The following is a 25,756-nucleotide window of genomic DNA, read 5'->3' as shown; positions in this document are numbered from 1 at the left end:
ATTTCCGCGAATCCGTTTACCTGGTTTTGCGATCGCGGATACGTTAATACCGTCGTTATCCGAACTTTTTGGTGATTTCAAACTCAGACCATCACGCATAGTAATGTGTTTTAGGTTTAGCCATAGTGGCGACCTGTAAATTGAACCTTCAAGGAGGACTTTCGTGAAACTGAAAGCACTGGCGCTGGCCGCCGTAATGAGCACGGGCGTAATGTCAGCGATGGTACAAGCGGGTGAAGTCCCGAATGGCCCGCATGTTGTGACCTCAGGTCAGGCAAGCGTTGATGCCCGTCCGGATATCGCGACACTCTCCATCGTGGTGAATGTTTCTTCGAAAGATGCGGCAGATGCGAAAAAACAAGCTGATGACCGCGTGGCGCAATATTTCGATTTTCTGCAAAAGAACGGTATCGAAAAGAAAGATATTGATGCGGCAAACCTGAGCACGCAACCCGAGTATGACTACACCAAAGAAGGGAAGTCCGTACTGAAAGGGTATCGTGCGGTGCGTCAGGTGCAGGTGACCTTACGTCAGCTGGATAAACTGAATGAGTTGCTGGACGGCGCGCTGAAATCCGGCCTGAATGAAATCCGTTCGGTAGAGTTGGGCGTGGCGAATGCTGATGCCTATAAAGATCAGGCACGCAAAGCGGCGATTGCTAACGCCACTCAGCAGGCCGGTGCGCTGGCAGAAGGCTTTAATGCGAAATTAGGCCCGGTATACAGCATCCGCTATCACGTGGCGAACTATCAGCCAATGCCAATGGCGCGCATGTACAAAGCGGCTGCTGCCCCTGCGGATACCACCGCGCAGCAGACCTATGAGCAGCAGAGCATTCACTTTGACGATCAGGTGGATGTGGTGTTCGAGATTAAGCCGAATACAGCTCAGTAATCTGATGTGTTGAATCATAGCGGCGTGATTTATGGCGCTGAACGGCAGCAATACTGCTGTTCATTCATGCGATAAACCGCGCCGCTATGCTCATCGGTAATTGAGATTAGGCTGTCGCCGTATCCTGACGCAATACGCGATGACCGTGTGCAATCAATGCATCCGTCACGCTGCGCATTAAGCGGCTCTCTGGCGCGAAGCGGTGCCAGTAAAGCATGCGACGCTGATAAAGACCCGGCGTCAAATCCACCAAATCCCCTTGTGCCAGTTCACGCTCAATCTGTAAGTGCGGAATCATACAGCACACCGAACCCTGACGCGCCAGCTGCACGAAGGCTTCCGATGAGTTAACGATGTGGCACGGTACGCTACCCGGTGACAGATCAAAGTTCTGCTGTAAAAACGCCTGATGCATATCATCGAGATGGTCAAACGCCACCGCAGGGGCTTTCAACAAAGCCGAACGCGTGACGCCATTCGGGAAGTAGCGCGCAGCAAAATCCGGCGAGGCGCAGAACAGATAATCCAGTGCACCCAATTGATCCACCAGACAGCTTGGCAGCGGCTGCGGTTGAATACTGACAGCACCAACCACTTCACCACGACGTAGGCGTTCCTGAGTACGGGTTTCATCTTCGACCTGCAGATTCAGGCGCACCGGTGAATCGGCCAGCACATCTTTCAGCGCAGGCAGCAGCCAGGTCGCCAGACTGTCGGCGTTGACCGCCAGTGACAGCAGCAATGGCGTGGTGCCGCCGTTGTCATCACCCAGCCACTCTTCTTCCAGCAACTCGACTTGATGTAACAGTGCCAGCAGTTTTTGTCCTTGCTCGGTCGGACGCGGCGGCACGGTACGCACCAGCAGCGGCTGACCAAATAAATTTTCCAGCTGTTTAATGCGCTGTGACACCGCAGACTGCGTGATGCAGAGTTTTTGGGCCGCACGCTCAAAACCGCGCTCGCGAATCACAGCATCCAGCGCCTGAAGCGTTCGATAATCCGGGCGTTTCATTGTTGTTCTCTCTCGTTCAGGATGGAAAGTACTATGCCACAAAACTGTCATATTGTGCTGCGGCGGATTTTTGCGGGCTGGCTTCCAAAGGCTTAAATCGATGCGTTAACAGCCGCGCATTTTCACGACGCCTTGTTTTATACTACGCGCACTTCGATGTCGCACAGGTTTTAAACATACCATGACCCAGGATGAACTGAAAAAAGCGGTTGGTTGGGCAGCACTGCAATACGTGCAACCCGGCACCATTGTTGGCGTTGGCACCGGTTCAACAGCGGCGCATTTTATTGATGCGCTCGGCACCATGAAAGATCAAATTGAAGGCGCGGTCTCCAGTTCGGAAGCCTCGACGGAAAAACTCAAAGCCCTGGGGATTCCGGTTTTTGATTTGAATAATGTGGATGAGCTGTCGGTGTACGTTGATGGCGCGGACGAAATCAATCCACAGATGCAGATGATCAAAGGCGGCGGCGCAGCGCTGACGCGTGAGAAAATTGTCGCAGCGGTGGCGAAGAAGTTCATCTGCATTGCGGATGCCTCCAAAGAGGTGGATATCCTGGGTAACTTCCCGCTGCCGGTGGAAGTGATTCCGATGGCGCGTGCATTTGTCGCGCGTGAACTGGTGAAGCTGGGGGGCCAGCCGGAGTATCGTCAGAACGTGGTGACCGACAACGGCAACATTATTCTCGACGTGCATAATCTGCGTATTCTCGACCCGATTGCATTGGAAAAAACCATCAATGCACTGCCGGGCGTGGTCACCGTGGGCTTGTTTGCTGCGCGTGGTGCTGATGTGGCGTTGATCGGCACGGCAGAGGGTGTGAAAACCATCACTTATTGATCTGATAGCGTACTCACCGGCGCGAGTGCTGCGCCGGTTATTTCCATCTGCAAAACATCTTTTCTTGCTGGGGTGAAATTTGGTGACTTATGTCACAAAAGATTCATCAACAGCAGGTTCGTACTTCGGCGCACTCGCATCCCACGATTTTGTACGGCTTTGTGCTGCCTCAACGTGGGCGCGTGCTGGCGGTCAGGCAATCGTTTGTATTGCCGCGCTCGAAATTTTTGATATTTTGGCAGAAGGCTACCTTATGGTAGTCCTCGTTGAATTCTGAATAGGGTCGGGAAATGGCAAAGGTATCACTGGAAAAAGACAAGATTAAGTTCCTGCTGGTGGAAGGCGTTCACCAGAGTGCACTGGATAATCTGCGTGCTGCGGGTTACACCAACATCGAATTCCACAAAGGGGCACTGGATGCGGAGTCGCTGAAGTCCTCCATTCGCGATGCGCACTTCATTGGTATCCGTTCCCGTACCCAACTGACTGAAGAGATCTTTGCGGCGGCTGAGAAGCTGGTCGCAGTAGGCTGTTTCTGTATCGGTACTAACCAGGTTGACCTGAATGCGGCCGCAAAACGCGGTGTGCCGGTCTTCAATGCGCCATTCTCTAACACCCGCTCAGTGGCTGAGCTGGTGATTGGTGAAATGCTGCTGATGCTGCGCGGGATCCCTGAAGCGAACGCCAAAGCTCACCGTGGTATCTGGAACAAAGTGGCTAACGGCTCGTTCGAAGCGCGCGGTAAGAAACTGGGCATCATTGGCTACGGCCATATCGGCATGCAGCTGGGCGTACTGGCAGAAGGCCTGGGCATGCACGTGTTCTTCTACGATATCGAAACCAAACTGCCGCTGGGTAATGCGACACAGGTTCGCCACCTGTCCGATTTGCTGAATATGAGCGACGTGGTCAGCCTGCACGTACCAGAAAATGCTTCAACGCAAAACATGATTGGCGCTGAAGAGCTGGCGCTGATGAAGCCGGGCGCACTGTTGATCAACGCCGCACGCGGCACCGTGATTGATATTCCAGCCCTGTGCGACGCCCTGGCGAATAAGCATCTGTCCGGCGCGGCCATCGACGTCTTCCCGGTTGAACCAGCGACCAATAGCGATCCGTTCAACTCACCGCTGTGCGAGTTTGATAACGTGATCCTGACGCCACATATCGGGGGCTCGACTCAGGAAGCGCAGGAAAACATCGGCCTGGAAGTGTCGGGCAAGCTGGCGAAATACTCTGACAACGGTTCAACGCTGTCTGCGGTTAACTTCCCGGAAGTGTCTCTGCCGATGCACGCTGCTAGCGTCAGCCGCTTGCTGCACATCCATGAGAACCGTCCTGGCGTGCTGACCGCGATTAACCAGATCTTTGCCGAGCAGGGCATCAACATCGCCGCTCAGTATCTGCAGACCTCGCCGGTAATGGGTTATGTGGTTATCGATATCGATGCAGAAGAAGATGTGGCGGAAAAAGCGCTGCAGCTGATGAAAGCGATTCCGGGCACCATTCGCGCCCGTCTGCTGTACTGATGATTCAGGGCACCATGCGTGCCCGTTCATCTTGCTGATTGCTCAGGGCGCCACATCGTTTGGCGCCCTTTGTTTTATCGTTCGGCGCTATCCCACTGCCACAGCTTTGACGGCGTCAAAATAGCAGGCAAGGGGACATCCCATGCCGCGACTGGCAATGCCTCAACACGCTGGCAATCGTGCGCAATGCCCATCGGTAAAAAGCCATGCTGCTGCCAGTGCTGCAGGGTGCGATCGTAAAAACCTCCACCCATGCCCAATCGCTGACCCTGGTGGTCAAATGCCACTAACGGCACCAGCATCACATCCAACTGATCGAGTGTGGCCATCTGCGTGATATCCAGCGGCGGTTCAGGGATACGCAATTTGTTTGGCGTCAGAGAAGTTTCAGGCGTGTAGCGCAGAAACAGCAGATGGCCGGGTGCGAAAGTATGCAGTACCGGCAGGTAAACCTGCTTTTTTTGCTGCCACAGTTTGGCGATCAGCGGACGGGTGTTGATTTCACCATCAACCGACAGGAACAGTGCGATGCGTTGAGCATTAGCGATAGGCGCAAAGTTGATAGCGTGCTCGGCGAGCAGATCGGCAGCTTGTTCCTGCTGTTCAGGCGTAAGGTTGCGACGCAGATGGCGCACATGCTGACGAATGTCCTGGCGATCAAGTAGGGAAGGTGCGGTCATGATGCCCCCCGGCAGAGTCGGCTATTTGGCCAACTATATCATGCGAAGCGGGAGATTCGCGTCATACTTCAGGTACAGGGGGTTAACTGCGCTCATGCACCCCAATCACTCAATTTGTTAAGCTGATTGGGATTCATTTGCTTGCCGCCTTGCTGAAACATGAGTCTCTGGCGAAGGGGACGAAAGAGGAGATCTCCGAGATGCCGCCGCAGGCTGTAACCCTTGAACCCTTGGTTCAAGGTGAATATGCCGTCGCAACCATCAGGCTTCTCGGACGGACCGAGCATGCTCACAGGTTACGGAGCGTCACATTCTGTTGGTATGAAATATCGGCTCAGGGGACTGGCCCGCTTGCAAACATCTCAGAGAAAATTGACTTCACCGTCACTCTAACACGAGTACCATGAAGTGTTATTCGAATTTAGGGCCCTGGCGATCAGTTATGCGACCTTGCTCAACTAATGCTTGTTCAATGGTCTGCTGCAGCATGCGGATACGTTGTTCCATGTTTGCTGCATAGTCGCGCGTCTTGCCTTTTTCCTGTGCCAGCTCGTGGCAGATATTTAAGGCGGCAATGAACACCAGTTGCTCTGTATTGGTGACTCTAGTGCGAACTTTTAAATCTTGCAACCGTTGATTGAGATCCTCAGCAGCCAGATTCAGCGCATCTTGCTGTTCGGGAGGACAATTTACTCTCAATGAACGACCAAAAATCTGAATATCTACCGGTTGTGCAGACATGCCACCATCCTGACTGATTACTCTGTTCGCATCTCCCTTACCTGTCAATGGGTTGGGAGGTGCGCAACTATATAGAGCCGCGATATAAGTTACAACCCCTTTTCTGGAAACCCTGAGGCACCTGGTGGTAGCATAACACGAACTTATTCTGCCAACGACGACCAAAGCCTATGTCTTTACAGAACGAAACTCCTGGTTACAACGCGCTAGCCGCAGCCCTTTCTCAGCAGGGCGTGGGCATGACGCCAGCCGAAATGCACGGATTGCTGTCCGGCATTTTGTGTGGTGGCAACAAAGACACCCGCTGGAAAACCATGGTCCATGACCTCACCAACGAAGGCATGGCGTTTTCACAAAGCCTGTCACAGCCGCTGCAGGCGCTGCATGAAAATCTGAGCAATACGCTGGAAGAAGAGGGTTTCATGTTCCAGCTGATGCTGCCGGAAGATGATGACATCACCGTCTTCGATCGCGCGGATGCGCTCGCGGGCTGGGTCAATCATTTCCTGCTCGGCTTAGGCGTTACGCAGCCGAAGCTGGATAAAGTCACTGGCGAAACCGGCGAAGCGATTGATGATTTGCGCACCATCGCGCAGCTCGGTTACGACGAAGATGAAGATCAGGAAGAGCTGGAGCAGTCGCTGGAAGAAGTGATTGAGTATGTGCGCGTGGCGGCTTTGCTTTGCCATGACACATTCACTCGTCAGCACACGCCAACTGCGCCGGAAGTGCAAAAGCCAACGTTACACTAAGTGCGTTATTGCGGGCGCGTGGTGCCCGTTTCAACAGGGAGTGCAAACATGATTACACTGGATACTTTCCAGCAACGTCGTCAGGCGCTGATTGCCCGTATGGCACCTGGCAGCGCCGCTTTGATTTTCGCTGCACCTGAAGTGACCCGCAGCAACGACACGGAATACAATTTCCGCCAAAACAGCGACTTCTGGTATTTCACCGGGTTCAATGAACCGCAGGCGCTGCTAGTGCTGATCAAAAGTGATGACAAGCATAACCACAGCGTGCTGTTCAATCGTGTTCGCGACCTTACCGCTGAGATCTGGTTTGGCCGCCGCCTCGGGCAAGATGCCGCACCCGCTAAGCTTGGCGTTGACCGCGCTTTACCGTGGGATGACATCGGTGAGCAATTGCATCAGCTGCTCAACGGGCTTGATGTGGTGTATCACGCTCAGGGTGAGTACGCAGAAGCTGACCAACTGGTGTTCAGCGCGTTGGAAAAACTGCGTCGCGGCTTCCGTCAGAATCTCAGCGCGCCTGCCACTGTCACCGACTGGCGTCCGTGGGTGCACGATATGCGCCTGTTCAAAAGCGAAGCTGAGATTGAAATCCTGCGCCGTGCGGGAAAAATCAGTGCGCTGGCGCATACTCGTGCGATGCAAGCCTGCCGTCCGGGGATGTTTGAGTATCAGCTCGAAGGCGAAATTCACCATGAATTCAATCGCCACGGCGCACGTTTCCCTTCTTACAACACCATTGTCGGATCGGGTGAAAACGGCTGCATCCTGCATTACACCGAAAACGAAAGTGAAATGCGCGATGGTGATTTGGTGCTGATTGACGCGGGCTGTGAGTTCCACGGTTATGCCGGTGACATCACCCGTACCTTCCCGGTTAATGGCAAATTCACCCAACCGCAGCGCGAGATTTATGACATCGTACTGGCCTCGCTGTACAAAGCGCTGTCGATGTTCCGTCCGGGCATCAGCATCCACGACGTTAATGACGAAGTGGTGCACATCATGATTACTGGTCTGGTCGATCTCGGTATTCTGGAAGGCAATATCGACACGCTGTTTGAAGAGCAGGCGCACCGTCCGTTCTTTATGCACGGCTTAAGCCACTGGCTGGGGCTGGATGTGCATGACGTCGGCCATTATGGCACGCCAAGCCGTGACCGCATTCTCGAGCCGGGCATGGTGCTGACGATTGAGCCGGGCCTGTACATTGCGCCGGATGCCAAAGTCCCACCGCAGTATCGCGGCATCGGTATCCGTATCGAAGATGACATCGTGATCACCGCTGACGGCAACGAAAACCTGACCGACAGCGTAGTAAAAGATGCCGAGGCAATTGAAGCCTTGATGGCAGCGGCACGCCACGCATGAGCATTTTGATTGCAGGCGGCGGCATGACCGGGGCAACCCTGGCGCTGGCGATTTCGCATCTGACGCAAGGCCAACTGCCCGTCACGCTCATTGAGCGCAGTCTGCCGGATAGCCGCAAACATCCGGGCTTTGATGGCCGGGCGATTGCGTTAGCGGCGGGCACCTGTCAGCAGCTGGCGGATATCGATGTATGGCGCTCGCTGGCGGATTGCGGTACGCCGATCACGGATATTCACGTCTCTGACCGTGGCCACACCGGTTTTGTGCAGCTAAAGGCGGATGATTATCAGGTCCCAGCGCTGGGGCAGGTGGTTGAGCTGTTTGATGTGGGCCAGCGCCTGTTCCAGCGTCTGAAAAGTGCGCCTGGTGTGACGCTGCGCTGCCCGGATTACGTCACGACGGTGGTGCGATCAGCTGAATCTGTCACAGTGACACTCAACAGCGGCGAGCAGCTACAGGGAGCGTTGCTGGTGGCAGCCGATGGCTCACGTTCGCCCCTTGCGGCGTCATGCGGTATGACCTGGCAGCGGGACGATTATCAGCAGCTGGCGGTGATTGCCAACGTCACCACGCAGCAACCGCATCAGGGGCGTGCTTTTGAACGCTTCACCGAGCACGGTCCGCTGGCGCTATTACCGATGTCTGGCAATCGCATGTCGCTGGTGTGGTGCCATCCCGTCGAGGCAGAAGCGACAGTTAAACAGTGGGATGATGCGACCTTCCTGCACGAGCTTCAAAAAGCGTTTGGCTGGCGCTTAGGGCGTTTTACCCATGCCGGCCAGCGCGAAGTGTACCCGCTGGCGCTGCAAACCGCTGAACGTCAGGTGGCGCATCGCCTGGCGTTGGTGGGCAACGCGGCGCAAACGCTGCATCCTATTGCGGGCCAGGGTTTTAACCTGGGCCTGCGCGATGTGATGTCGCTGGCGGAAACGCTGGCAGGCGCGCATCGTCAGCAGCAGGATGTTGGCGGCTATGGCGTTTTGCAGCACTTCGCTGCACGCCGTCAACCGGATCGCGCCGCGACAATCGGCGTGACCGATGGCCTGGTGCGACTGTTTGCCAATCGTTATGCGCCCTTAGTGGCGGGAAGAAATCTTGGGCTGGTGGCAATGGACCATCTGCCATGGCTGCGAAACCCACTTGCCGCGCGCACGCTCGGCTGGGTGAAGCGTTGAGCATGAATTAAGGGGCAGCAATGCAAACATTTGATGTGGCTATTGCCGGTGGCGGTATGGTAGGTCTGGCCGTCGCCTGCGGATTACAGGGCAGCGGCCTGCGCGTTGCCGTGCTGGAGAAAGCACCTGAGCCACAATTTGATCCGGCGAGCGCCGCGTCAATTCGCGTCTCGGCGATCAACGCTGCCAGCGAACGCCTGCTGCAAAAACTGGACGTCTGGTCCAGCATCCTGGCATTGCGCGCCAGCGCCTATCACGGCATGGAAGTGTGGGATCAAGACAGCTTTGGTTCCATCAGCTTTGATGATGAGCAGCAAGGCTTATCCCATCTCGGCCATATTATTGAAAACGAAGTGATTCACAGCGCACTGTGGCAGCGCGCCAGTCAGTGCAGCGATATCACCTTATTTGCCCCTGCGCAGTTGCAGCAGGTGGCCTTTGGCGACAACGAAGCGTTCATCACTTTGCAGGACGGCAGCATGATGAGTGCGCGCCTGCTGATTGCCGCGGATGGGGCAAACTCGTGGCTGCGCGACAAAGCCGATATCCCGATTACCTTCTGGGATTACGATCATCACGCGCTGGTCGCCAATATCCGCACCGATATGCCGCATGATGCGATTGCGCGTCAGGTGTTCCATGGCGACGGCATTCTGGCGTTCCTGCCTATGCAGGACCCGCACCTGTGTTCCATCGTTTGGTCGCTGTCGCCACAAGAAGCGGCCCGCGTGCAGTCGATGCCAGAAGCGTTGTTCAACCAGCATCTGTCAGTAGCCTTCGATATGCGTTTAGGCTTATGCCACGTAGAAAGCGAGCGCAAAACCTTCCCACTGATGGCGCGCTATGCCCGTAACTTTGCCGCGCACCGCCTGGCACTGGTGGGCGATGCCGCGCACACCATTCATCCGCTGGCCGGACAGGGCGTTAACCTTGGCTTCATGGATGCCGCGGAACTGATCGGTGAAATTCGTCGTCTGCATCAGGAAGGGAAAGATATCGGGCAGCACCTTTATCTGCGACGTTATGAGCGCAGCCGCAAGCACAGTGCGGCAATGATGCTGGCGGGCATGCAGGGATTCCGTGAGCTGTTTGCCGGCACCCATCCGGCGAAAAAGCTACTGCGTGATGTGGGATTGAAACTGGCTGACACATTGCCGGGCGTCAAACCGATGATGCTGAAGCAGGCCATGGGGCTAAATGATATGCCCAGCTGGATTCGTTAAATTCTCTTTAAATGGCGCCGATTCAGGCGCCATTTTTTTGCATGAATCACTGTCTCGTCATACCAAAAGCCGCTCCTAAAGTGACAGTTACGTCTGCACTGGGACGTTGCAGGCTGTGTTTGGACAAGCGCATTTTAATTAGCTTTTTCACCCTATGCACTGCTCTGGTGCGCCTCTGCACTCAAATTGCGCCTCGTTTGATTTATTCTAATTTTACTCGCCAATTCGCATTACTTTAACTAATGAAGGTGTCGCGGGTTCGCCGGACCTATTTCCCGTACTGAGGCGTGTGTTCCATTATCAGGCTGTGTTTATCGTTATTAATTGTATTTTATGCGTGTTTAATCACAAAAATGCAGTGAATTGTGCTGTGGTGGGTTTGGTGCGTGCTGAAGGGTGGTACTGTTTCGCCCTCGTTTACCTTATGGTTAATCGCCGCGTTCGGTGGTAACTTCAGCACAAAGAGAACGTTTGCGTCAGCCTGTACAGGCGGCGCAGGCGCGTCACACTCACTTGTTTTCACAGGATGGTTATGACTCAGCAAACGCCTCTATTCGAACAGCATCAGGCATGCGGTGCGCGCATGGTGGACTTCCATGGCTGGATGATGCCACTGCATTACGGCTCGCAAATGGATGAGCATCATGTGGTGCGCAACGATGCCGGTATGTTTGATGTTTCCCACATGACCATCGTCGATCTGCACGGTGTCCGCACCCGTGAATTCCTGCGTTATCTGCTGGCCAACGATGTCGCCAAACTGACGCAACCCGGCAAAGCCCTCTACACCGGCATGCTGAATGCTTCGGCTGGCGTCATTGATGATTTGATTGTTTACTTTATGACCGAAGACTTTTTCCGTTTAGTGGTGAACTCCGCGACGCGTGAGAAGGATTTGGCGTGGATCAAACAGCACGCTCAGCCGTTTGGTGTCGAACTCACCGAGCGTGACGACCTGGCGCTGATTGCCGTACAAGGCCCGCAGGCGCAGCAGAAAGCACAGACGTTGTTTACTGCGGCGCAGCGTGAAGCTGTAGCGGGCATGAAACCGTTCTTCGGTGTGCAAAGCGAAACCCTGTTCATCGCCACCACCGGTTATACCGGTGAAGCCGGTTATGAAATTGCGATGCCGAACAGTGAAGCGGCCGATTTCTGGCAGAAACTGCTGGCAGCAGGCGTCAAGCCGGCTGGCCTGGGTGCGCGTGACACGCTGCGTCTGGAAGCGGGGATGAATCTCTACGGTCAGGAAATGGATGAAGGCGTTTCACCGCTGGCGGCCAATATGGGTTGGACTGTGAGCTGGGAACCGACCGATCGCGATTTCATCGGCCGCGAGGCGCTAGAAGCGCAACGTGAACATGGCACTGAAAAGCTGGTGGGTTTGATCATGACCGAAAAAGGGGTGCTACGAAACGGCTTGCCGGTGCGTTTCACCGATGAACAAGGTCAGCCACAGCAGGGTATTATTACCAGTGGTTCCTTCTCCCCGACGCTGGGTTATAGCATCGCGCTGGCACGTGTGCCAGCGGGCATTGGTGAGCAAGCGATTGTAGAGATCCGCAATCGTGAAATGCCGGTGAAAGTCACCAAACCGATTTTTGTTCGCGCCGGCAAGCCGGTCGCTCAGTAATTTTTCAGGAGAAATGGCGATGAGCAATGTGCCTAATGAATTGAAATACCGCGATAGTCACGAGTGGGTGCGTAAAGAAGCCGATGGCACCTTCACCGTGGGTATCACCGAACACGCGCAGGAACTGCTGGGCGATATGGTGTTTGTGGATCTGCCTGATGTGGGCGCCACTTTCGCTGCCGGTGATGACTGTGCCGTCGCGGAGTCGGTGAAAGCCGCCTCAGACATCTATGCCCCACTGAGCGGTGAAATCGTTGCCGTGAACGAAGAGCTGGCCGACGCACCGGAGCTGGTCAACAGCGAACCGTACGCCGCAGGCTGGTTATTCCGTATTAAAGCCAGCGACGTTTCAGAACTTGATTCGATGCTCGACGCCGATGCCTATAAAGGCGCTATCGACGAGTAACCGGTAGTCATCGGAGGTGCTGCATTGCAGCGCCTTCTTTTTTATCTGCCTGATTTAATGCCATTTTTGTAACCCAGCCCGATTCAGGATTTACTGCAAATGACCCAGACTCTCAGCCAGCTTGAACACAACGGTGCCTTCATTGAGCGCCATATCGGTCCTACACCCGCGCAGCAGGCCACCATGCTGGAAGCGATTGGTGCCAGCTCTCTGGAATCACTGATCAGCGCCATCGTGCCTGCCGACATCCAATTGCCAGGCCCGCCTGCGGTCGGTGATGCCGCGACCGAACAGCAAGCGCTGGCAGAGCTGAAAGCCATTGCCAGTCAGAACCAAATCTACAAATCCTGGATCGGCATGGGCTACAGTGCCGTGATCACCCCACCGGTTATCCTGCGTAACATGCTGGAAAACCCAGGCTGGTACACGGCGTACACCCCGTATCAGCCAGAAGTTTCGCAGGGCCGCCTTGAAGCGCTGTTGAACTTCCAGACCCTGACGCTGGACTTAACCGGTCTGGATATCGCCTCTGCTTCACTGCTCGATGAAGCCACTGCCGCCGCCGAAGCGATGGCGATGGCGAAGCGCGTCAGCAAACTGAAAAATGCCGGTAAATTCTTTATCGCCGAAGACATCCATCCGCAAACCCTGGATGTGGTGCGCACGCGTGCAGAAACCTTTGGTTTTGAACTGATCATCGACAGCGCCAGCAAAGCGCTGGATCACGACGACCTGTTTGGCGTGCTGCTGCAGCAGGTGGGCACCAGCGGTGAAGTGCATGACTACCGTGCACTGATTGCCGAGCTGAAAACCCGCAAAGTGGTGGTGAGCGTGGCCGCCGATTTCATGGCGCTGGTGCAAATCGAAGCTCCGGGCAAGCAGGGCGCAGATATTGTTTTTGGTTCCGCTCAGCGCTTTGGTGTGCCGATGGGTTACGGCGGTCCACACGCTGCGTTCTTCGCCAGCCGCGATGAGCACAAACGTTCAATGCCGGGTCGTATCATCGGTGTTTCACGTGATGCTGCTGGCAACACTGCACTGCGTATGGCGATGCAAACCCGTGAGCAGCACATCCGTCGTGAGAAGGCCAACTCCAACATCTGTACGTCACAGGTGCTGCTGGCAAACATCGCCGGCCTGTATGCGGTTTATCATGGTCCGGCGGGCCTCAAGCGCATCGCCTCGCGCATTCATCGTCTGACCAGTATTCTGGCCGCTGGCCTGAAAAACGGTGGACTGAAGCTGCGTCACAACAGCTGGTTCGATACCTTAACAGTTGAAGTCGCCGATAAAGCCGAAGTGCTGAATCGCGCGCTGAGCTTTGGCGTCAACCTGCGCAGTGACGTGCTCAACGGCGTGGGTATCACGCTGGATGAAACCACCTCACGCGAAGATGTGCAGACGCTGTTTGCCATTCTGCTGGGTGATGCGCACGGTCAGGAGATTGATGCTCTGGATACCAGCGTAGCCGCGGAAAACAGCGCGATCCCGGCAGGCATGTCGCGTGAAAGCGAGTTCCTGACCCATCCAGTGTTTAACCGTCATCACAGCGAAACCGAGATGATGCGTTACATGCACAGCCTGGAGAAAAAGGATTTGGCGCTGAATCAGGCGATGATCCCGCTCGGTTCGTGCACCATGAAACTCAACGCCGCAGCCGAAATGATCCCGATCACCTGGCCAGAATTCGCCGAGCTGCATCCATTCTGCCCGGCAGAACAGGCTTCAGGCTATCTGCAGATGATTGGCCAGCTGTCACAGTGGCTGGTACAGCTCACCGGTTACGATGCACTCTGCATGCAGCCAAACTCCGGTGCGCAGGGTGAATATGCTGGTCTGCTGGCGATTCGTCGTTATCACGAGAGCCGCAACGAAGGTGGACGTAATGTCTGCCTGATCCCAAGTTCTGCGCACGGTACTAACCCGGCTTCCGCACAGATGGCGGGCATGGCAGTGGTGGTGGTGGCCTGTGATAAACAAGGCAACATCGATCTCGGCGATCTGCGTGAGAAAGCCGCTCAGGTTGGCGATGAGCTGTCTTGCATCATGGTGACTTATCCTTCAACCCACGGCGTGTACGAAGAAACCATTCGTGAAGTGTGCCAGATCGTGCATCAGTATGGCGGTCAGGTTTACCTGGATGGCGCCAACATGAACGCCCAGGTGGGCATCACCACGCCAGGTTACATCGGCGCAGATGTCTCGCACCTTAACCTGCATAAAACCTTCTGCATTCCACACGGCGGTGGCGGTCCAGGCATGGGCCCAATCGGTGTGAAAGCGCATCTGGCTCCGTTTGTACCGGGTCACAGCGTGGTGCAAATTGATGGAGTGCTGACGCAGCAAGGTGCGGTCTCTGCCGCACCATTCGGTAGTGCCTCGATTCTGCCAATCAGCTGGATGTACATCCGCATGATGGGCGCGGAGGGTCTGAAGCAGGCGAGTTCGGTAGCCATTCTGAATGCCAACTACATTGCCAGCCGTCTGCAATCGGCTTATCCGATTCTGTATGCAGGTCGCGATGGCCGTGTGGCGCACGAATGTATTCTCGATATTCGTCCGCTGAAAGAGCAGACCGGCATCAGCGAGCTGGATATTGCCAAACGCTTGATCGACTATGGCTTCCACGCGCCAACCATGTCCTTCCCGGTGGCCGGGACACTGATGGTTGAGCCTACGGAATCCGAAAGCAAAATCGAGCTGGATCGCTTTATCGATGCGATGCTCTCCATCCGCATGGAGATTGACCGCGTAGCCGACGGCGAATGGCCCGCTGGCGATAACCCGCTGGTAAATGCACCTCATACTCAGATGGAGATCGTTGGCGAGTGGGCGCATCCGTACACCCGCGAACTGGCAGTGTTCCCGGCTGGCAGTGCCAACAAATACTGGCCAACGGTTAAGCGCCTGGATGATGTGTTTGGCGACCGCAACGTGTTCTGCTCCTGTGTTCCAATGAGCGAATACCAATAATTTAGCCGTTATGCTCAGGGCCGCCGTTGTATTGGCGGCACTCATTCACCTCGCTCACGGACTTATATGGGCTTGCGGGAAGGGTGGGGCCTGCTGCCTTGTGCAACTCAAATTATTTTGGCTAAACACATTTTGATCCCTAATCTAAGGGCCGAGAAATCGGCCCTTTTTCTATTTGGAGGCAACATGGATTTGGCATTAGTCACCGGCGGTAGCCGTGGCATTGGACGCGCAACAGCCTTGATGCTGGCGCAGGCGGGTTATCGTGTTGCAGTTAACTATCGTAAGCGCGCCACTGAAGCTCAGCAGGTCGTGACTGAGATCGAAGCACAGGGCGGCAGCGCCTTTGCCGTGCAGGCGGATATCGCCGATGAAGCTCAGGTCGTGCGCATGTTCCAACAGCTTGATCAGCAGGCAGGCAACCTGCGCGTGCTGGTCAATAATGCCGGGATTTTGTTTACGCAGTGCCGCGTAGAAGATCTCGATGCGGAACGTATTCAGCGCGTGTTCGCCACCAACGTTACTGGCACCTTTATCTGCTGTCGTGAAGCGGTCAAGCGCATGAGTAACACACACGGCGGGCAAGGCGGTTCGATCATCAATGTCTCCTCAGCGGCAGCGCGTCTCGGTGCGCCGGGCGAGTATGTTGATTACGCAGCGTCAAAAGGGGCCATGGATACGCTGACCAAAGGCTTATCGCTGGAAGTGGCGGCGCAGGGCATTCGCGTCAATAGCGTGCGGCCGGGTTTAATCTATACCGAGATGCACGCGGATGGCGGTGAGCCTGGCAGAGTAGACCGCGTGGCCAGTTCGCTGCCAATGCAGCGCGGCGGGCAGGCTGAAGAGATCGCCGCCGCGATTATCTGGCTGGCAAGTGATGCCGCCTCTTACGTCACCGGCACCTTTATTGATGCGGCAGGTGGCCGCTAATCTTCTGATTGACTATCCGACAGTGAGGCAGCGTGATCAACGGCGCTGCCATCGGCCAATTGTCACACGCCTGTCATAGAATTATTTTAGCGTACATGTGTACTCTGAAATTTTTCCCGGTTACCCTGATGTTGATAAAAAACACAGTTCTTAACCCTCTTTCCAGGATGTTAGCGCATGGCACAGAATCGTATACTTGCTCAGGGCTACTCGGTAGCCGAAGAGATCGCCAACAGCATTAGCCACGGAATTGGCTGCATATTCGGCATTGTTGGATCGGTGTTGCTGCTAACACAAGCGATTGAAATGCGAGCCGACACCATTGCGATTACCAGCTACAGTCTGTATGGCGGCAGCATGATTTTACTGTTCCTCGCCTCAACGCTCTATCACGCCATTCCGCACCAAAAGGCCAAATATTGGCTGAAGAAATTTGACCACTGTGCGATCTATTTACTGATCGCGGGCACTTATACGCCTTTCCTGCTGGTGGGACTGAAATCACCGCTGGCGCAAGGGTTAATGGTGGTGATCTGGAGCCTGGCGCTGGCAGGCATCATCTTTAAACTGACGATTGCACACCGCTTTAAAGCGCTGTCGCTGGTCACCTATCTCAGCATGGGTTGGTTGTCGCTGGTGGTGATTTATCAGTTGGCGACCAGGCTGTCAGCCGGAGGTGTGTGGTTGCTGGCTGCGGGCGGGATTGTCTACTCGCTAGGGGTAATTTTCTATGTCTCGCGGCGTATTCCCTACAACCACGCCATCTGGCACGGCTTTGTGCTGGGCGGCAGCGTACTGCACTTCTGCGCGATTTACTTTTATGTAGCCTAAGGTTGCTGAGAGGGTGCGCATTTATGCGCACCCGAAATACAAATCAATCGACCAATGAATACGGCAGTGGCTGAATCGTCAGTTTCCCGCCTTCATCACCCTCCACGCGCAGCACACTGTCCGGCTCCAGATCGTTGTTCATCACCACCTGCACCCACACGCTACCGTCATCCAGCTGCACACTGCTCAATACGGTGCCGGTACGACGCCATTTGTCGCCCATTTGCAGCTCCATCGATCCGTCAGCCTGCGGTACTTTGCTGGCGCTGCCCGCCAGCCAGTAAAGCGCACGCTTGTTGGCCCCGCGGAATTTAGCTCGCGCCACCATCTCCTGACCGGTGTAACAGCCTTTCTTAAAGCTAATCGCATCCAGCGCCTGCAGGTTGGTTGCCTGCGGAATCAACTGCGCGCTGGTGGCGGTTTCAATCACCGGAATGCCCGCTTCAATATCCAGCGCCAGCCACTGCGTGCTGTCATTGAACTGTGCAGCACCGGCTAACTTCTCTTTCAACGTTTCTGCCTGAGCCAGCGTGGTCACCAGCAGGAAACGTTCGGCGGGGTGTTCAAACCACAGCAGCGTGCTCTCGCCTTGTTGTACCACCGGTGTTTCTGCATCCGGCAGGGTGGCAAACACATCAGCCAGTGCCGTGCGTGCCTGAAAACCGGCCACACCCAGCAGCACTGCATCATCATCGGCAGCGATGGTGACTTTGGCGAACACCGCATATTTCTTCAGTTCGTTAAGTTGCTGCTCACGCAGATTGCGGCGCACGATGTAGACGTAACCTTCGCCGCGATGAAACAGACGCAGGTTACTCCACATTTTACCTTTGGCATCACAATGGGCTGCCGGACGATGCTGGGTGGCGTCCATTGCAGCAACATCTAAAGTGACCTGGCCTTGCAGATATGACGTACTGTCTTTGCCCTGCACCGACACCAGCGCCCACTCGTCGAGGGAGATCAGGGTTAATGGCAGGCGTGAGGCCGCAGCAGGCTGGCGTGGCGGAAGGGTGAAAATCGGCATGGGTGCGTCCTGATTAATAACAATATTGCTTCCAATGTTAAAAGAGCAGTGCTGCTTTGCAACCTGTTTACCTCATCTGGCGCACAAATCGCGTGATAAACCTGCAATGGGTAGAACTGTTGTGCGCAATATCACGCAGCATTCAGCGCTGCGCCTGCAGGCAGAGAAAAAAGCAGGTACACTGAGCGCCACTGTTTTCAGCCATGGAAAAAAGACACATGGAAATTCATGATAAAGCTCGCGTTCAGTGGGCGTGCCGTCGCGGCATGCTGGAGCTGGATGTCTCCATCATGCCGTTCTTCAAATACGAATATGACTCGCTCACTGACACCGATAAGCAGGTGTTTATCGCCCTGCTCAAGAGTGACGATCCCGACCTGTTTAACTGGTTGATGAACCACGGCGAACCCGCTGATCCAGAGTTCAAGCGCATGGTGCAACTGATTCAGCAACGCAACCGTGAACGCGGACCGGTTCCAATGTGATGTGCAGCCGTCACGCAGCGCTCGGGCGCTTAACGTGACGCTGTATGTGCTGGGCACCGTTTGGCTGTTGAGTCTTGAGTGGCCCGAGGACTGGGCGTGGGGCAAAGCCCCGCTGCTGATTCTGATGCTGCTGGAGTGCGGGCGCAATGAGCGTCGGCTCAGGCAGCGCACCGGTCGCTTAGGGCTGGATGAACAGGGTGACTGGCATTGGCATGGAAAGCGCTGGCAATTAGCACGGCAGGCAGATTGGTTGCCTTTCGGCGTGTTGTTGACGTTGCGAAACCAGCAGGGCACGCGCTGGCGGCTATGGTTGATGATGGATAACCTGCCGCCCTATGCATGGCGCTCACTGCGCGCCTGCTGTTTTCTGCGTGACAGAGATGCGTCGCGTTAAAGCAGTGCGGCCGTTTCCGTCAGAATCTGTTCGCACCACTGTTCGACACGATCTTCACTCAGCTCGAACTGATTCACGTCGTCGAGTGCCAGGCCGACAAACTGGGTGCCGTCAGCCGTGAGTGGTTTTTTGCTGGCAAACTCATAGCCTTCCAGCGGCCAGTAACCAACAAACTGCACGCCCATCGGCTGCAGCAATTCATGCAGCATGCCGAGCGCATCTAAGAACCACTCTGAATATTCGGCCTGATCGCCCATGCCGTACAGCGCGACAATTTTACCCTGCAAATTCAGCGCGGGCAGTTGCTGCCACACCGCTTCCCAGTCTTCCTGCAACTCACCGAAATCCCAGGTGGGAATGCCGAGGATCAGCAAATCGTACTGCTCCATCAGCGAGGGATCTTCATCTTTGAGGTTGTGCAGCGTGACTAACTCTTCACCGATAAAATCGCGAATCTTCTCCGCCGTCATCTCGGTGTAACAGGTACTTGAACCGTAAAACAGACCGATATTCATGCAATTAATGCTCTGACTGAAACTCACTTTGGCGCAATTGTACCAGAAGCAGGTGACTTTCAGGCATAATGAGCACGATTTCACACGTGTTTGGGGGGAACCGTGCAGGATAGCGATCTGATTGAACAATTTCTGGATGCGCTCTGGATTGAGCGTAACCTGGCGCAAAATACCCTTGCGTCCTACCGCCAGGATTTGCAAACGCTCACCGGCTGGTTACACCACCACGAACGCACGCTGCTGACACTGGAAGCGCTTGACCTGCAGCAGTTTCTCGCCGAACGCGTCGAAGGCGGCTACAAGGCCACCAGTTCGGCGCGTACGCTCAGCGCGATGCGCCGTCTGTTTCAATACCTCTATCGCGAAAAGCTGCGTAGTGATGACCCCAGCGCACTGCTCTCCGCGCCCAAACTGCCGCAGCGATTGCCAAAAGACCTCAGTGAAAACCAGGTAGAACGTCTGCTACAGGCACCGAGTATTGATGTGCCGCTTGAGCTACGTGACAAAGCGATGCTGGAACTGCTGTATGCCACCGGTTTACGTGTGTCGGAGCTGGTAGGTTTAACCCTCAGCGACATCAGTTTGCGTCAGGGCGTGGTGCGCGTGATCGGTAAAGGCAACAAAGAGCGACTTGTGCCATTAGGTGAAGAAGCGATTTACTGGCTGGAGCACTATATGGCGCACGGTCGGCCGTGGTTGCTGAATGGGCAAACGCTGGATGTAATGTTCCCCAGTAACCGCGCGCAACAAATGACGCGTCAGACTTTCTGGCATCGCATCAAACACTATGCCACCCTTGCCGGTATCGACAGCGAAAAGCTATCACCACACGTGCTTCGTCACGCATTTGCCACACATTTACTGAACCACGGTGCGGATTTGCGCGTCGTACAGATGTTGCTGGGACACAGCGACCTCTCCACCACCCAAATTTATACGCACGTGGCTACCGAGCGCCTGCGTCAGTTACATCAACAGCATCATCCGCGTGCTTGAACCGCGGCAACAAGGAATTGAGATGAAAAAACAGTTAACGATGCTGGCATTGCTGGTCAGCGCCTTTGCCGGTCTGGCTCATGCCGATGACAGCGCCATTCAGCAAGCATTGAAAAAACTCGGATTGCAGCAGACAGAGATTCAGCCTTCACCGCTGGCGGGTATGAAAACCGTGTTGACGGAAAGCGGTGTGCTGTACGTCTCTGAAGATGGCAAACACATGATTCAGGGCCCACTGTATGATGTCAGCGGTGCACAGCCGGTGAACGTCACCAACCAGTTGCTGGACAAGAAAATTACTGCGCTGGCGCCGGAAATGATCGTTTATAAAGCGCCAAAAGAGCAGCACGTGATTACCGTGTTTACCGACATCACCTGTGGCTACTGCCGTAAGCTGCATGAGCAGATGGCCGACTACAACGCGCTGGGCATCACCGTGCGTTACCTCGCTTTCCCGCGTGAAGGTCTGCACGGCCAGGTGGAAAAAGCCATGCGCGCCATCTGGTGCAGCGCCGATCGCAACAAAGCCTTTGATGCCGCCATGAAAGGCGATGCGCCGCAGATGGATGCGCCAGAAACCTGCAAAATCAATCTGGATAAGCATTATCAGCTGGGCATCCTGTACGGCATTCAGGGCACGCCCGCCATTCTCACCGATACCGGCATGATGATCCCTGGCTATCAGGGCCCGCAGGAGCTGAAACAGGTTCTTGATGGCCAGAAGCGGGGCGGTTAATCCACAGTGATGCATTCTGTCGAACTGCGTCGGCGTGAAATCCAGGCCGACGCCAGCTTACCTGATACCTTACCCCCGCTACTGCGCCGCCTGTACCTGCAACGCGGTGTGAAAGAGGCTGCTGAACTTGAGCGCGGTGCCAAAAACCTACTGCCGTGGCAAACGCTGGGTGGCATCGATCAAGCGGTAGCCTTACTGCATCAAATGCTGGAAACCGGCCGCCGTATTGTGGTGGTGGGTGATTTCGATGCCGATGGCGCAACCAGCACCGCGTTAACTGTTTTAGCGCTGCGCAGCATGGGCGGCAACGTCGATTATCTGGTGCCCAACCGTTTTGAGGATGGCTACGGCCTGAGCCCTGAAGTGGTTGAGCAGGCGCGCGCGCGCGGTGCGGAGATGATTCTCACCGTGGATAACGGTATCTCTTCCCATGCAGGCGTGGAGACCGCCCATCAGCACGGTATTCCGGTGCTGGTTACCGATCACCACTTGCCTGGCGAAACGTTGCCAGACGCGGAAGCGATCGTTAACCCCAATCTCAATGACAGCGCCTTCCCTTCGCGTTCGTTAGCGGGCGTGGGGGTGGCGTTTTATCTGATGCTGGCGCTGCGTGCGCATTTGCGTCTGCAAAAATGGTTTATCGATGGCAAAACGGAACCCAATCTGGCGGAGTGGCTGGATCTGGTCGCACTGGGCACCGTCGCTGACGTGGTGCCGCTGGATGCAAACAACCGCATTCTGGTGTGGCAGGGCTTGAGTCGTATTCGGGCTGGGAAATGTCGGGCGGGGATTCGCGCGCTGCTGGAGATCGCCAACCGCGATGCGCGTCAGTTGGCGGCCAGCGATCTCGGTTTTGCCGTCGGACCGCGCCTCAATGCAGCCGGTCGACTGGATGATATGTCGGTCGGAGTGGCATTGCTGCTCACCGAAGACATTGCGCAGGCGCGCATGCTCGCTAACGAGCTTGATGCGCTGAACCAAACGCGCAAAGAGATTGAGCAGGGCATGAAGAGCGAAGCGCTGGCGCTGTGCGATGAGCTGGAACGCCAGCACACCGATTTGCCGCTGGGGCTGGCCTTCTATCATCCCGAATGGCATCAGGGCGTGGTCGGCATTCTGGCATCACGGTTGAAAGAGCGTTTTCATCGCCCGGTGATCGCCTTCGCGCCAGCGGGCGACGGCACGCTTAAAGGCTCGGGCCGCTCGATTGCGGGGCTGCACTTACGTGATGCACTGGAGCGTCTCGACACGCTCTATCCGGGCATGATGATTAAGTTCGGCGGCCACGCGATGGCGGCGGGCCTGTCGCTGGAAACCGAGAAGTATGATCTGTTCCGCGAACGCTTCGCCGCGCTGATCGACGAGTGGTTGGATGGTGAGGCGCTGCAGGGTGTGATTTGGTCCGATGGCGAACTGCATGCGCAGGAGTTCACGCTGCACACCGCAGAGATGCTGCGTGAAGCCGGTCCCTGGGGCCAGGCTTTTCCGGAGCCAGTGTTCGACGGCCAGTTCAAATTGCTGCAACAAAAGCTGGTGGGCGAGCGCCACCTCAAGGTGATGATTGAGCCACTGGGCGGCGGCCCACTGTTGGATGGCATCGCGTTTAACGTTGATACGACCTTGTGGCCGGATACCAGCGTGCGTCAGGTGAAGCTAGCCTACAAACTCGATATCAACGAATACCGTGGCAACCGCTCGGTTCAACTGATTATCGACCATATCTGGCCGCTATAACCGCATCATTCATTCGGGGGCGTGTAAAAGCGCACCCGGTAACCTGCAGCGAGTGACCCTGGTTCGCCATGGTGGGTAACCGAATCCCTTTGGGCGCACTGTTGCGCTATCTCGCATACCTGCAATGCTACAAAGTACGCGCAGTTTCGGGTAAACTAGCGCGTTACTTTTTATCCCCTTTCACCGAATCGTCAAAAAAGACTGAAAAGCCATGTTTGAAATTAATCCGGTCAAAAATCGTATTCAAGACCTCACCGAGCGCAGCGACGTTCTTAGGGGGTATCTTTGACTATGATGCCAAGAAAGAACGCCTCGAAGAAGTAAACGCCGAGCTGGAACAGCCTGACGTCTGGAACGAACCTGAACGCGCGCAGGCGCTGGGTAAAGAACGTGCTTCGCTGGAAGCGGTAGTAGAAACCTTAGATCATATGCGTCAGGGCCTGGAAGATGTGCAGGGCTTGCTGGATCTGGCTGTAGAAGCCGACGACGAAGAGACCTTCAACGAAGCCGTTATCGAGCTGGATGGTTTAGAAGCCAAGCTGGGCGAACTCGAATTCCGTCGCATGTTCTCTGGCGAGTATGACAGCGCCGATTGCTACATGGATATTCAGGCCGGTTCTGGCGGTACTGAAGCGCAAGACTGGGCCAGTATGCTGCTGCGCATGTACCTGCGTTGGGCAGAAGCCAAAGGTTATAAAACCGAAATTATTGAAGAGTCAGACGGTGAAGTGGCCGGTACTAAATCCGCCACCATTAAAATCATCGGTGACTACGCGTTTGGCTGGCTGCGTACCGAAACTGGCGTCCATCGCCTGGTGCGTAAGAGTCCATTTGACTCCGGCGGCCGTCGTCATACCTCATTCAGTTCGGTGTTTATCTACCCGGAAGTGGATGACAACATCGATATCGACATCAATCCCGCCGATCTGCGTATCGACGTTTACCGTGCCTCTGGCGCGGGCGGCCAGCACGTTAACAAAACCGAGTCTGCGGTGCGAATTACCCACTTGCCGACCAACATTGTGGTGCAGTGCCAGAACGACCGTTCACAGCACAAGAACAAAGATCAGGCTTTCAAGCAGTTGCGTGCGAAGCTGTACGAATATGAGATGCAGAAGAAAAACGCTGACAAGCAGGCCGCGGAAGACAACAAATCCGACATTGGCTGGGGCAGTCAGATTCGCTCATACGTACTTGACGATTCACGTATCAAAGATCTGCGCACTGGCGTAGAGACGCGCAACACGCAAGCGGTGCTGGATGGCGACATCGACCGTTTCATTGAAGCAAGTTTAAAAGCAGGGTTATAAGGAACCGACATGTCTGAACAACAACCGCAGAGCGCTGATGCAGCCCTTGAGTTAAACAACGAACTGAAAGCGCGTCGCGAAAAACTCAGCGCGCTGCGTGAAAAGGGCATCGCGTTTCCTAACGATTTCCGTCGCGATACTACCTCCGATCTGCTGCACGCCAGCTATGACGCGAAAGAGAACGAAGAGCTGGAAGCGCTCGGCGTTGAAGTGAGCGTGGCCGGTCGTATGATGACCCGTCGCATCATGGGTAAAGCCTCTTTTGCCACCCTGCAGGATGTTGGCGGCCAGATTCAGATCTACGTATCACGTGACGATCTGCCAGAAGGCGTCTACAACGAGCAGTTCAAAAAGTGGGATCTGGGCGATATCCTTGGCGCACGCGGTAAGTTGTTCAAGACCAAAACCGGCGAGCTGTCGATCCACATCACTGAACTGCGTCTGCTGACCAAAGCGCTGCGTCCACTGCCGGATAAATTCCACGGCCTGGCCGATCAGGAAACCCGTTACCGTCAGCGTTATCTCGATCTGATCTCTAACGATGAATCACGTAATACTTTCAAAGTGCGCTCTAAAATCATGGCCGGCATCCGTCAGTTCATGGTTAACCGCGACTTTATGGAAGTGGAAACCCCAATGATGCAGGTGATCCCTGGCGGCGCGTCAGCCCGCCCGTTCATCACCCATCACAATGCGCTCGACATCGACATGTACCTGCGTATTGCACCAGAGCTGTATCTGAAGCGTCTGGTGGTGGGCGGCTTCGATCGCGTATTTGAGATCAACCGTAACTTCCGTAACGAAGGTATTTCGCCACGTCATAACCCAGAGTTCACCATGATGGAACTCTATATGGCGTATGCGGATTACAAAGATTTGATCGAGCTGACCGAAAGCCTGTTCCGCACCCTGGCGCAGGATGTGCTGGGCACCACTGAAGTGCCTTATGGTGACCACACCTTCGATTTCGGTAAACCGTTTGAGAAGCTCACTATGCGTGAAGCGATCAAGAAATACCGTCCGGAAACCGACCTGAACGATCTGGAAGACTTTGATAAAGCCGTTGCGATTGCCAAATCGCTGCACATCAAAGTGGAAAAGAGCTGGGGTCTGGGCCGTGTGGTCACTGAGATCTTCGAAGAGACCGCAGAAGCACACCTGATTCAGCCAACCTTCATCACTGAATACCCGGCTGAAGTGTCACCGCTGGCACGTCGTAACGACGAGAACCCGGAAATCACTGACCGCTTTGAGTTCTTCATCGGCGGTCGTGAAATCGGTAACGGCTTCTCCGAGCTGAACGATGCAGAAGATCAGGCAGAGCGTTTCCTGCAGCAGGTTAACGCGAAGGATGCAGGCGATGACGAAGCGATGTTCTATGACGAAGACTACGTCACTGCACTGGAGCACGGCCTGCCGCCAACCGCAGGTCTCGGCATTGGTATCGACCGTATGGTAATGCTGTTCACCAACAGCCATACCATCCGTGACGTGATCCTGTTCCCGGCACTGCGTCCAACCAGCAAGTAAGGCAAATCGGTGCGCATAAATCCGCGCACTTTGCCATAAG

Annotated in this window: 24 protein-coding genes and 1 other RNA gene; 19 read left to right on the top strand and 6 right to left on the bottom strand. The window is 55.3% G+C overall.

The genetic code is table 11. From position 1 onward, the window contains the following. The first annotated feature begins 163 nt into the window (after positions 1 to 163). Positions 164 to 895 (top strand): oxidative stress defense protein, encoded by a 732-nt coding sequence (locus tag AC6I8L_RS15705; protein WP_045814671.1) that lies wholly within the window; start codon positions 164 to 166, stop codon positions 893 to 895. A 106-nt stretch (positions 896 to 1,001) separates the two neighbouring features. On the opposite strand, the gene AC6I8L_RS15700 is transcribed toward AC6I8L_RS15705, so the two are convergent. Continuing rightward, entirely contained in the window at positions 1,002 to 1,907 is a 906-nt protein-coding gene (locus AC6I8L_RS15700; RefSeq protein ID WP_034823211.1) for a LysR family transcriptional regulator ArgP, read from the bottom strand. 181 nt (positions 1,908 to 2,088) lie between these two features. On the opposite strand from AC6I8L_RS15700, the gene rpiA reads away from it, so the two are divergent. Both rpiA and serA read left to right on the top strand, forming a co-directional pair. Continuing rightward, on the top strand, positions 2,089 to 2,748 hold the full coding sequence (gene rpiA, locus AC6I8L_RS15695; RefSeq protein WP_058961895.1) for a ribose-5-phosphate isomerase RpiA: 660 nt from the start codon (positions 2,089 to 2,091) through the stop codon (positions 2,746 to 2,748). A 290-nt stretch (positions 2,749 to 3,038) separates the two neighbouring features. After that, positions 3,039 to 4,277, top strand: a complete 1,239-nt coding sequence (gene serA, locus AC6I8L_RS15690; protein ID WP_058961896.1) for a phosphoglycerate dehydrogenase — start codon at positions 3,039 to 3,041, stop codon at positions 4,275 to 4,277. Positions 4,278 to 4,351: 74 nt separating this feature from the next. Here the strand turns inward: serA and AC6I8L_RS15685 are convergent, their stop codons facing one another. The 3 genes from AC6I8L_RS15685 to zapA form a co-directional block, all read right to left on the bottom strand. Beyond that, positions 4,352 to 4,957, bottom strand: a complete 606-nt coding sequence (locus AC6I8L_RS15685) for a 5-formyltetrahydrofolate cyclo-ligase (protein ID WP_058961897.1) — start codon at positions 4,955 to 4,957, stop codon at positions 4,352 to 4,354. Positions 4,958 to 5,145: 188 nt separating this feature from the next. Continuing rightward, a non-coding RNA gene (ssrS, locus tag AC6I8L_RS15680) (6S RNA) lies at positions 5,146 to 5,329 on the bottom strand. A gap of 39 nt (positions 5,330 to 5,368) precedes the next feature. Beyond that, positions 5,369 to 5,698, bottom strand: coding sequence for a cell division protein ZapA (gene zapA / locus AC6I8L_RS15675; RefSeq protein ID WP_034823204.1), 330 nt, complete (start codon positions 5,696 to 5,698; stop codon positions 5,369 to 5,371). A 170-nt stretch (positions 5,699 to 5,868) separates the two neighbouring features. On the opposite strand from zapA, the gene AC6I8L_RS15670 reads away from it, so the two are divergent. The 9 genes from AC6I8L_RS15670 (at position 5,869) to trhA (ending at position 16,989) form a co-directional block, all read left to right on the top strand. Beyond that, complete coding sequence (locus AC6I8L_RS15670) at positions 5,869 to 6,450, top strand: YecA/YgfB family protein (protein WP_058961898.1); 582 nt, start codon at positions 5,869 to 5,871, stop codon at positions 6,448 to 6,450. Between the two features lie 48 nt (positions 6,451 to 6,498). Beyond that, entirely contained in the window at positions 6,499 to 7,821 is a 1,323-nt protein-coding gene (gene pepP, locus AC6I8L_RS15665; RefSeq protein ID WP_058961899.1) for a Xaa-Pro aminopeptidase, read from the top strand. Beyond that, a complete protein-coding gene (gene ubiH / locus AC6I8L_RS15660) occupies positions 7,818 to 8,996 on the top strand; it encodes a 2-octaprenyl-6-methoxyphenyl hydroxylase (RefSeq protein ID WP_058961900.1) in 1,179 nt (392 codons plus the stop codon). Before pepP ends, ubiH begins: the two co-directional genes overlap by 4 nt. Positions 8,997 to 9,016: 20 nt before the next feature. Next, complete coding sequence (gene ubiI / locus AC6I8L_RS15655) at positions 9,017 to 10,219, top strand: FAD-dependent 2-octaprenylphenol hydroxylase (protein ID WP_058961901.1); 1,203 nt, start codon at positions 9,017 to 9,019, stop codon at positions 10,217 to 10,219. Between the two features lie 532 nt (positions 10,220 to 10,751). After that, complete coding sequence (gene gcvT, locus AC6I8L_RS15650; protein WP_058961902.1) at positions 10,752 to 11,849, top strand: glycine cleavage system aminomethyltransferase GcvT; 1,098 nt, start codon at positions 10,752 to 10,754, stop codon at positions 11,847 to 11,849. 19 nt (positions 11,850 to 11,868) lie between these two features. Next, positions 11,869 to 12,255, top strand: a complete 387-nt coding sequence (gene gcvH / locus AC6I8L_RS15645; RefSeq protein ID WP_034823193.1) for a glycine cleavage system protein GcvH — start codon at positions 11,869 to 11,871, stop codon at positions 12,253 to 12,255. A gap of 99 nt (positions 12,256 to 12,354) precedes the next feature. After that, positions 12,355 to 15,228: an aminomethyl-transferring glycine dehydrogenase gene (gene gcvP, locus AC6I8L_RS15640; RefSeq protein WP_058961903.1), complete on the top strand. Its 2,874-nt coding sequence runs from the start codon at positions 12,355 to 12,357 to the stop codon at positions 15,226 to 15,228. A 186-nt stretch (positions 15,229 to 15,414) separates the two neighbouring features. Next, positions 15,415 to 16,158, top strand: coding sequence for an SDR family oxidoreductase (locus tag AC6I8L_RS15635; RefSeq protein WP_058961904.1), 744 nt, complete (start codon positions 15,415 to 15,417; stop codon positions 16,156 to 16,158). 177 nt (positions 16,159 to 16,335) lie between these two features. Continuing rightward, positions 16,336 to 16,989 (top strand): PAQR family membrane homeostasis protein TrhA, encoded by a 654-nt coding sequence (gene trhA, locus AC6I8L_RS15630; RefSeq protein ID WP_058961905.1) that lies wholly within the window; start codon positions 16,336 to 16,338, stop codon positions 16,987 to 16,989. A gap of 43 nt (positions 16,990 to 17,032) precedes the next feature. Here trhA and ygfZ read toward each other — a convergent pair whose 3' ends face one another. Next, a complete protein-coding gene (gene ygfZ, locus AC6I8L_RS15625) occupies positions 17,033 to 18,016 on the bottom strand; it encodes a tRNA-modifying protein YgfZ (RefSeq protein WP_058961906.1) in 984 nt (327 codons plus the stop codon). 218 nt (positions 18,017 to 18,234) lie between these two features. Between ygfZ and sdhE the strand changes: the two genes are divergently transcribed. Then, positions 18,235 to 18,501 carry an FAD assembly factor SdhE gene (gene sdhE / locus AC6I8L_RS15620; protein WP_038645011.1) on the top strand — a complete coding sequence of 89 codons (267 nt, stop codon included), beginning with the start codon at positions 18,235 to 18,237 and terminating at the stop codon, positions 18,499 to 18,501. Beyond that, on the top strand, positions 18,476 to 18,895 hold the full coding sequence (locus AC6I8L_RS15615; RefSeq protein ID WP_058961907.1) for a protein YgfX: 420 nt from the start codon (positions 18,476 to 18,478) through the stop codon (positions 18,893 to 18,895). The genes sdhE and AC6I8L_RS15615 overlap by 26 nt, the downstream gene beginning before the upstream one ends. Here the strand turns inward: AC6I8L_RS15615 and fldB are convergent. After that, complete coding sequence (gene fldB, locus AC6I8L_RS15610; RefSeq protein ID WP_058961908.1) at positions 18,892 to 19,410, bottom strand: flavodoxin FldB; 519 nt, start codon at positions 19,408 to 19,410, stop codon at positions 18,892 to 18,894. The genes AC6I8L_RS15615 and fldB overlap by 4 nt on opposite strands. 102 nt (positions 19,411 to 19,512) lie before the next feature. Here fldB and xerD point away from each other — a divergent pair, with 102 nt between their 5' ends. From xerD to lysS, 5 genes are all read left to right on the top strand, one after another. Continuing rightward, positions 19,513 to 20,406 (top strand): site-specific tyrosine recombinase XerD, encoded by an 894-nt coding sequence (gene xerD, locus AC6I8L_RS15605; protein WP_034823182.1) that lies wholly within the window; start codon positions 19,513 to 19,515, stop codon positions 20,404 to 20,406. Between the two features lie 22 nt (positions 20,407 to 20,428). Beyond that, entirely contained in the window at positions 20,429 to 21,142 is a 714-nt protein-coding gene (dsbC, locus tag AC6I8L_RS15600; protein WP_058961909.1) for a bifunctional protein-disulfide isomerase/oxidoreductase DsbC, read from the top strand. 9 nt (positions 21,143 to 21,151) lie between these two features. Further along, positions 21,152 to 22,876, top strand: coding sequence for a single-stranded-DNA-specific exonuclease RecJ (recJ, locus tag AC6I8L_RS15595; RefSeq protein WP_480344363.1), 1,725 nt, complete (start codon positions 21,152 to 21,154; stop codon positions 22,874 to 22,876). 211 nt (positions 22,877 to 23,087) lie between these two features. Next, a protein-coding gene (gene prfB, locus AC6I8L_RS15590) for a peptide chain release factor 2 (RefSeq protein WP_097118019.1) occupies positions 23,088 to 24,186 on the top strand; the annotation gives its coding sequence in 2 pieces (ribosomal slippage) (positions 23,088 to 23,162 and positions 23,164 to 24,186; 1,098 coding nt in all). 9 nt (positions 24,187 to 24,195) lie between these two features. Beyond that, positions 24,196 to 25,716 carry a lysine--tRNA ligase gene (gene lysS, locus AC6I8L_RS15585; RefSeq protein ID WP_058961830.1) on the top strand — a complete coding sequence of 507 codons (1,521 nt, stop codon included), beginning with the start codon at positions 24,196 to 24,198 and terminating at the stop codon, positions 25,714 to 25,716. Positions 25,717 to 25,756: the final 40 nt, after the last annotated feature.

The organism is Type-E symbiont of Plautia stali, from assembly GCF_059731115.1.
This window is presented reverse-complemented; position numbering and strand designations above follow the sequence as displayed.

What these genes read in the sequence shown, in the direction of transcription:
- recJ (WP_480344363.1), top strand. Translation starts at nt 21,152, where the DNA reads ATGCATTCTGTCGAACTGCGTCGGCGTGAAATCCAGGCCGACGCCAGC.
- AC6I8L_RS15670 (WP_058961898.1), top strand. Translation starts at nt 5,869, where the DNA reads ATGTCTTTACAGAACGAAACTCCTGGTTACAACGCGCTAGCCGCAGCC.
- AC6I8L_RS15685 (WP_058961897.1), bottom strand. Translation starts at nt 4,957, where the DNA reads ATGACCGCACCTTCCCTACTTGATCGCCAGGACATTCGTCAGCATGTG.
- zapA (WP_034823204.1), bottom strand. Translation starts at nt 5,698, where the DNA reads ATGTCTGCACAACCGGTAGATATTCAGATTTTTGGTCGTTCATTGAGA.
- pepP (WP_058961899.1), top strand. Translation starts at nt 6,499, where the DNA reads ATGATTACACTGGATACTTTCCAGCAACGTCGTCAGGCGCTGATTGCC.
- ubiI (WP_058961901.1), top strand. Translation starts at nt 9,017, where the DNA reads ATGCAAACATTTGATGTGGCTATTGCCGGTGGCGGTATGGTAGGTCTG.
- gcvT (WP_058961902.1), top strand. Translation starts at nt 10,752, where the DNA reads ATGACTCAGCAAACGCCTCTATTCGAACAGCATCAGGCATGCGGTGCG.
- gcvP (WP_058961903.1), top strand. Translation starts at nt 12,355, where the DNA reads ATGACCCAGACTCTCAGCCAGCTTGAACACAACGGTGCCTTCATTGAG.
- trhA (WP_058961905.1), top strand. Translation starts at nt 16,336, where the DNA reads ATGGCACAGAATCGTATACTTGCTCAGGGCTACTCGGTAGCCGAAGAG.
- serA (WP_058961896.1), top strand. Translation starts at nt 3,039, where the DNA reads ATGGCAAAGGTATCACTGGAAAAAGACAAGATTAAGTTCCTGCTGGTG.
- rpiA (WP_058961895.1), top strand. Translation starts at nt 2,089, where the DNA reads ATGACCCAGGATGAACTGAAAAAAGCGGTTGGTTGGGCAGCACTGCAA.
- lysS (WP_058961830.1), top strand. Translation starts at nt 24,196, where the DNA reads ATGTCTGAACAACAACCGCAGAGCGCTGATGCAGCCCTTGAGTTAAAC.
- AC6I8L_RS15700 (WP_034823211.1), bottom strand. Translation starts at nt 1,907, where the DNA reads ATGAAACGCCCGGATTATCGAACGCTTCAGGCGCTGGATGCTGTGATT.
- fldB (WP_058961908.1), bottom strand. Translation starts at nt 19,410, where the DNA reads ATGAATATCGGTCTGTTTTACGGTTCAAGTACCTGTTACACCGAGATG.
- ygfZ (WP_058961906.1), bottom strand. Translation starts at nt 18,016, where the DNA reads ATGCCGATTTTCACCCTTCCGCCACGCCAGCCTGCTGCGGCCTCACGC.
- gcvH (WP_034823193.1), top strand. Translation starts at nt 11,869, where the DNA reads ATGAGCAATGTGCCTAATGAATTGAAATACCGCGATAGTCACGAGTGG.
- sdhE (WP_038645011.1), top strand. Translation starts at nt 18,235, where the DNA reads ATGGAAATTCATGATAAAGCTCGCGTTCAGTGGGCGTGCCGTCGCGGC.
- ubiH (WP_058961900.1), top strand. Translation starts at nt 7,818, where the DNA reads ATGAGCATTTTGATTGCAGGCGGCGGCATGACCGGGGCAACCCTGGCG.
- AC6I8L_RS15635 (WP_058961904.1), top strand. Translation starts at nt 15,415, where the DNA reads ATGGATTTGGCATTAGTCACCGGCGGTAGCCGTGGCATTGGACGCGCA.
- dsbC (WP_058961909.1), top strand. Translation starts at nt 20,429, where the DNA reads ATGAAAAAACAGTTAACGATGCTGGCATTGCTGGTCAGCGCCTTTGCC.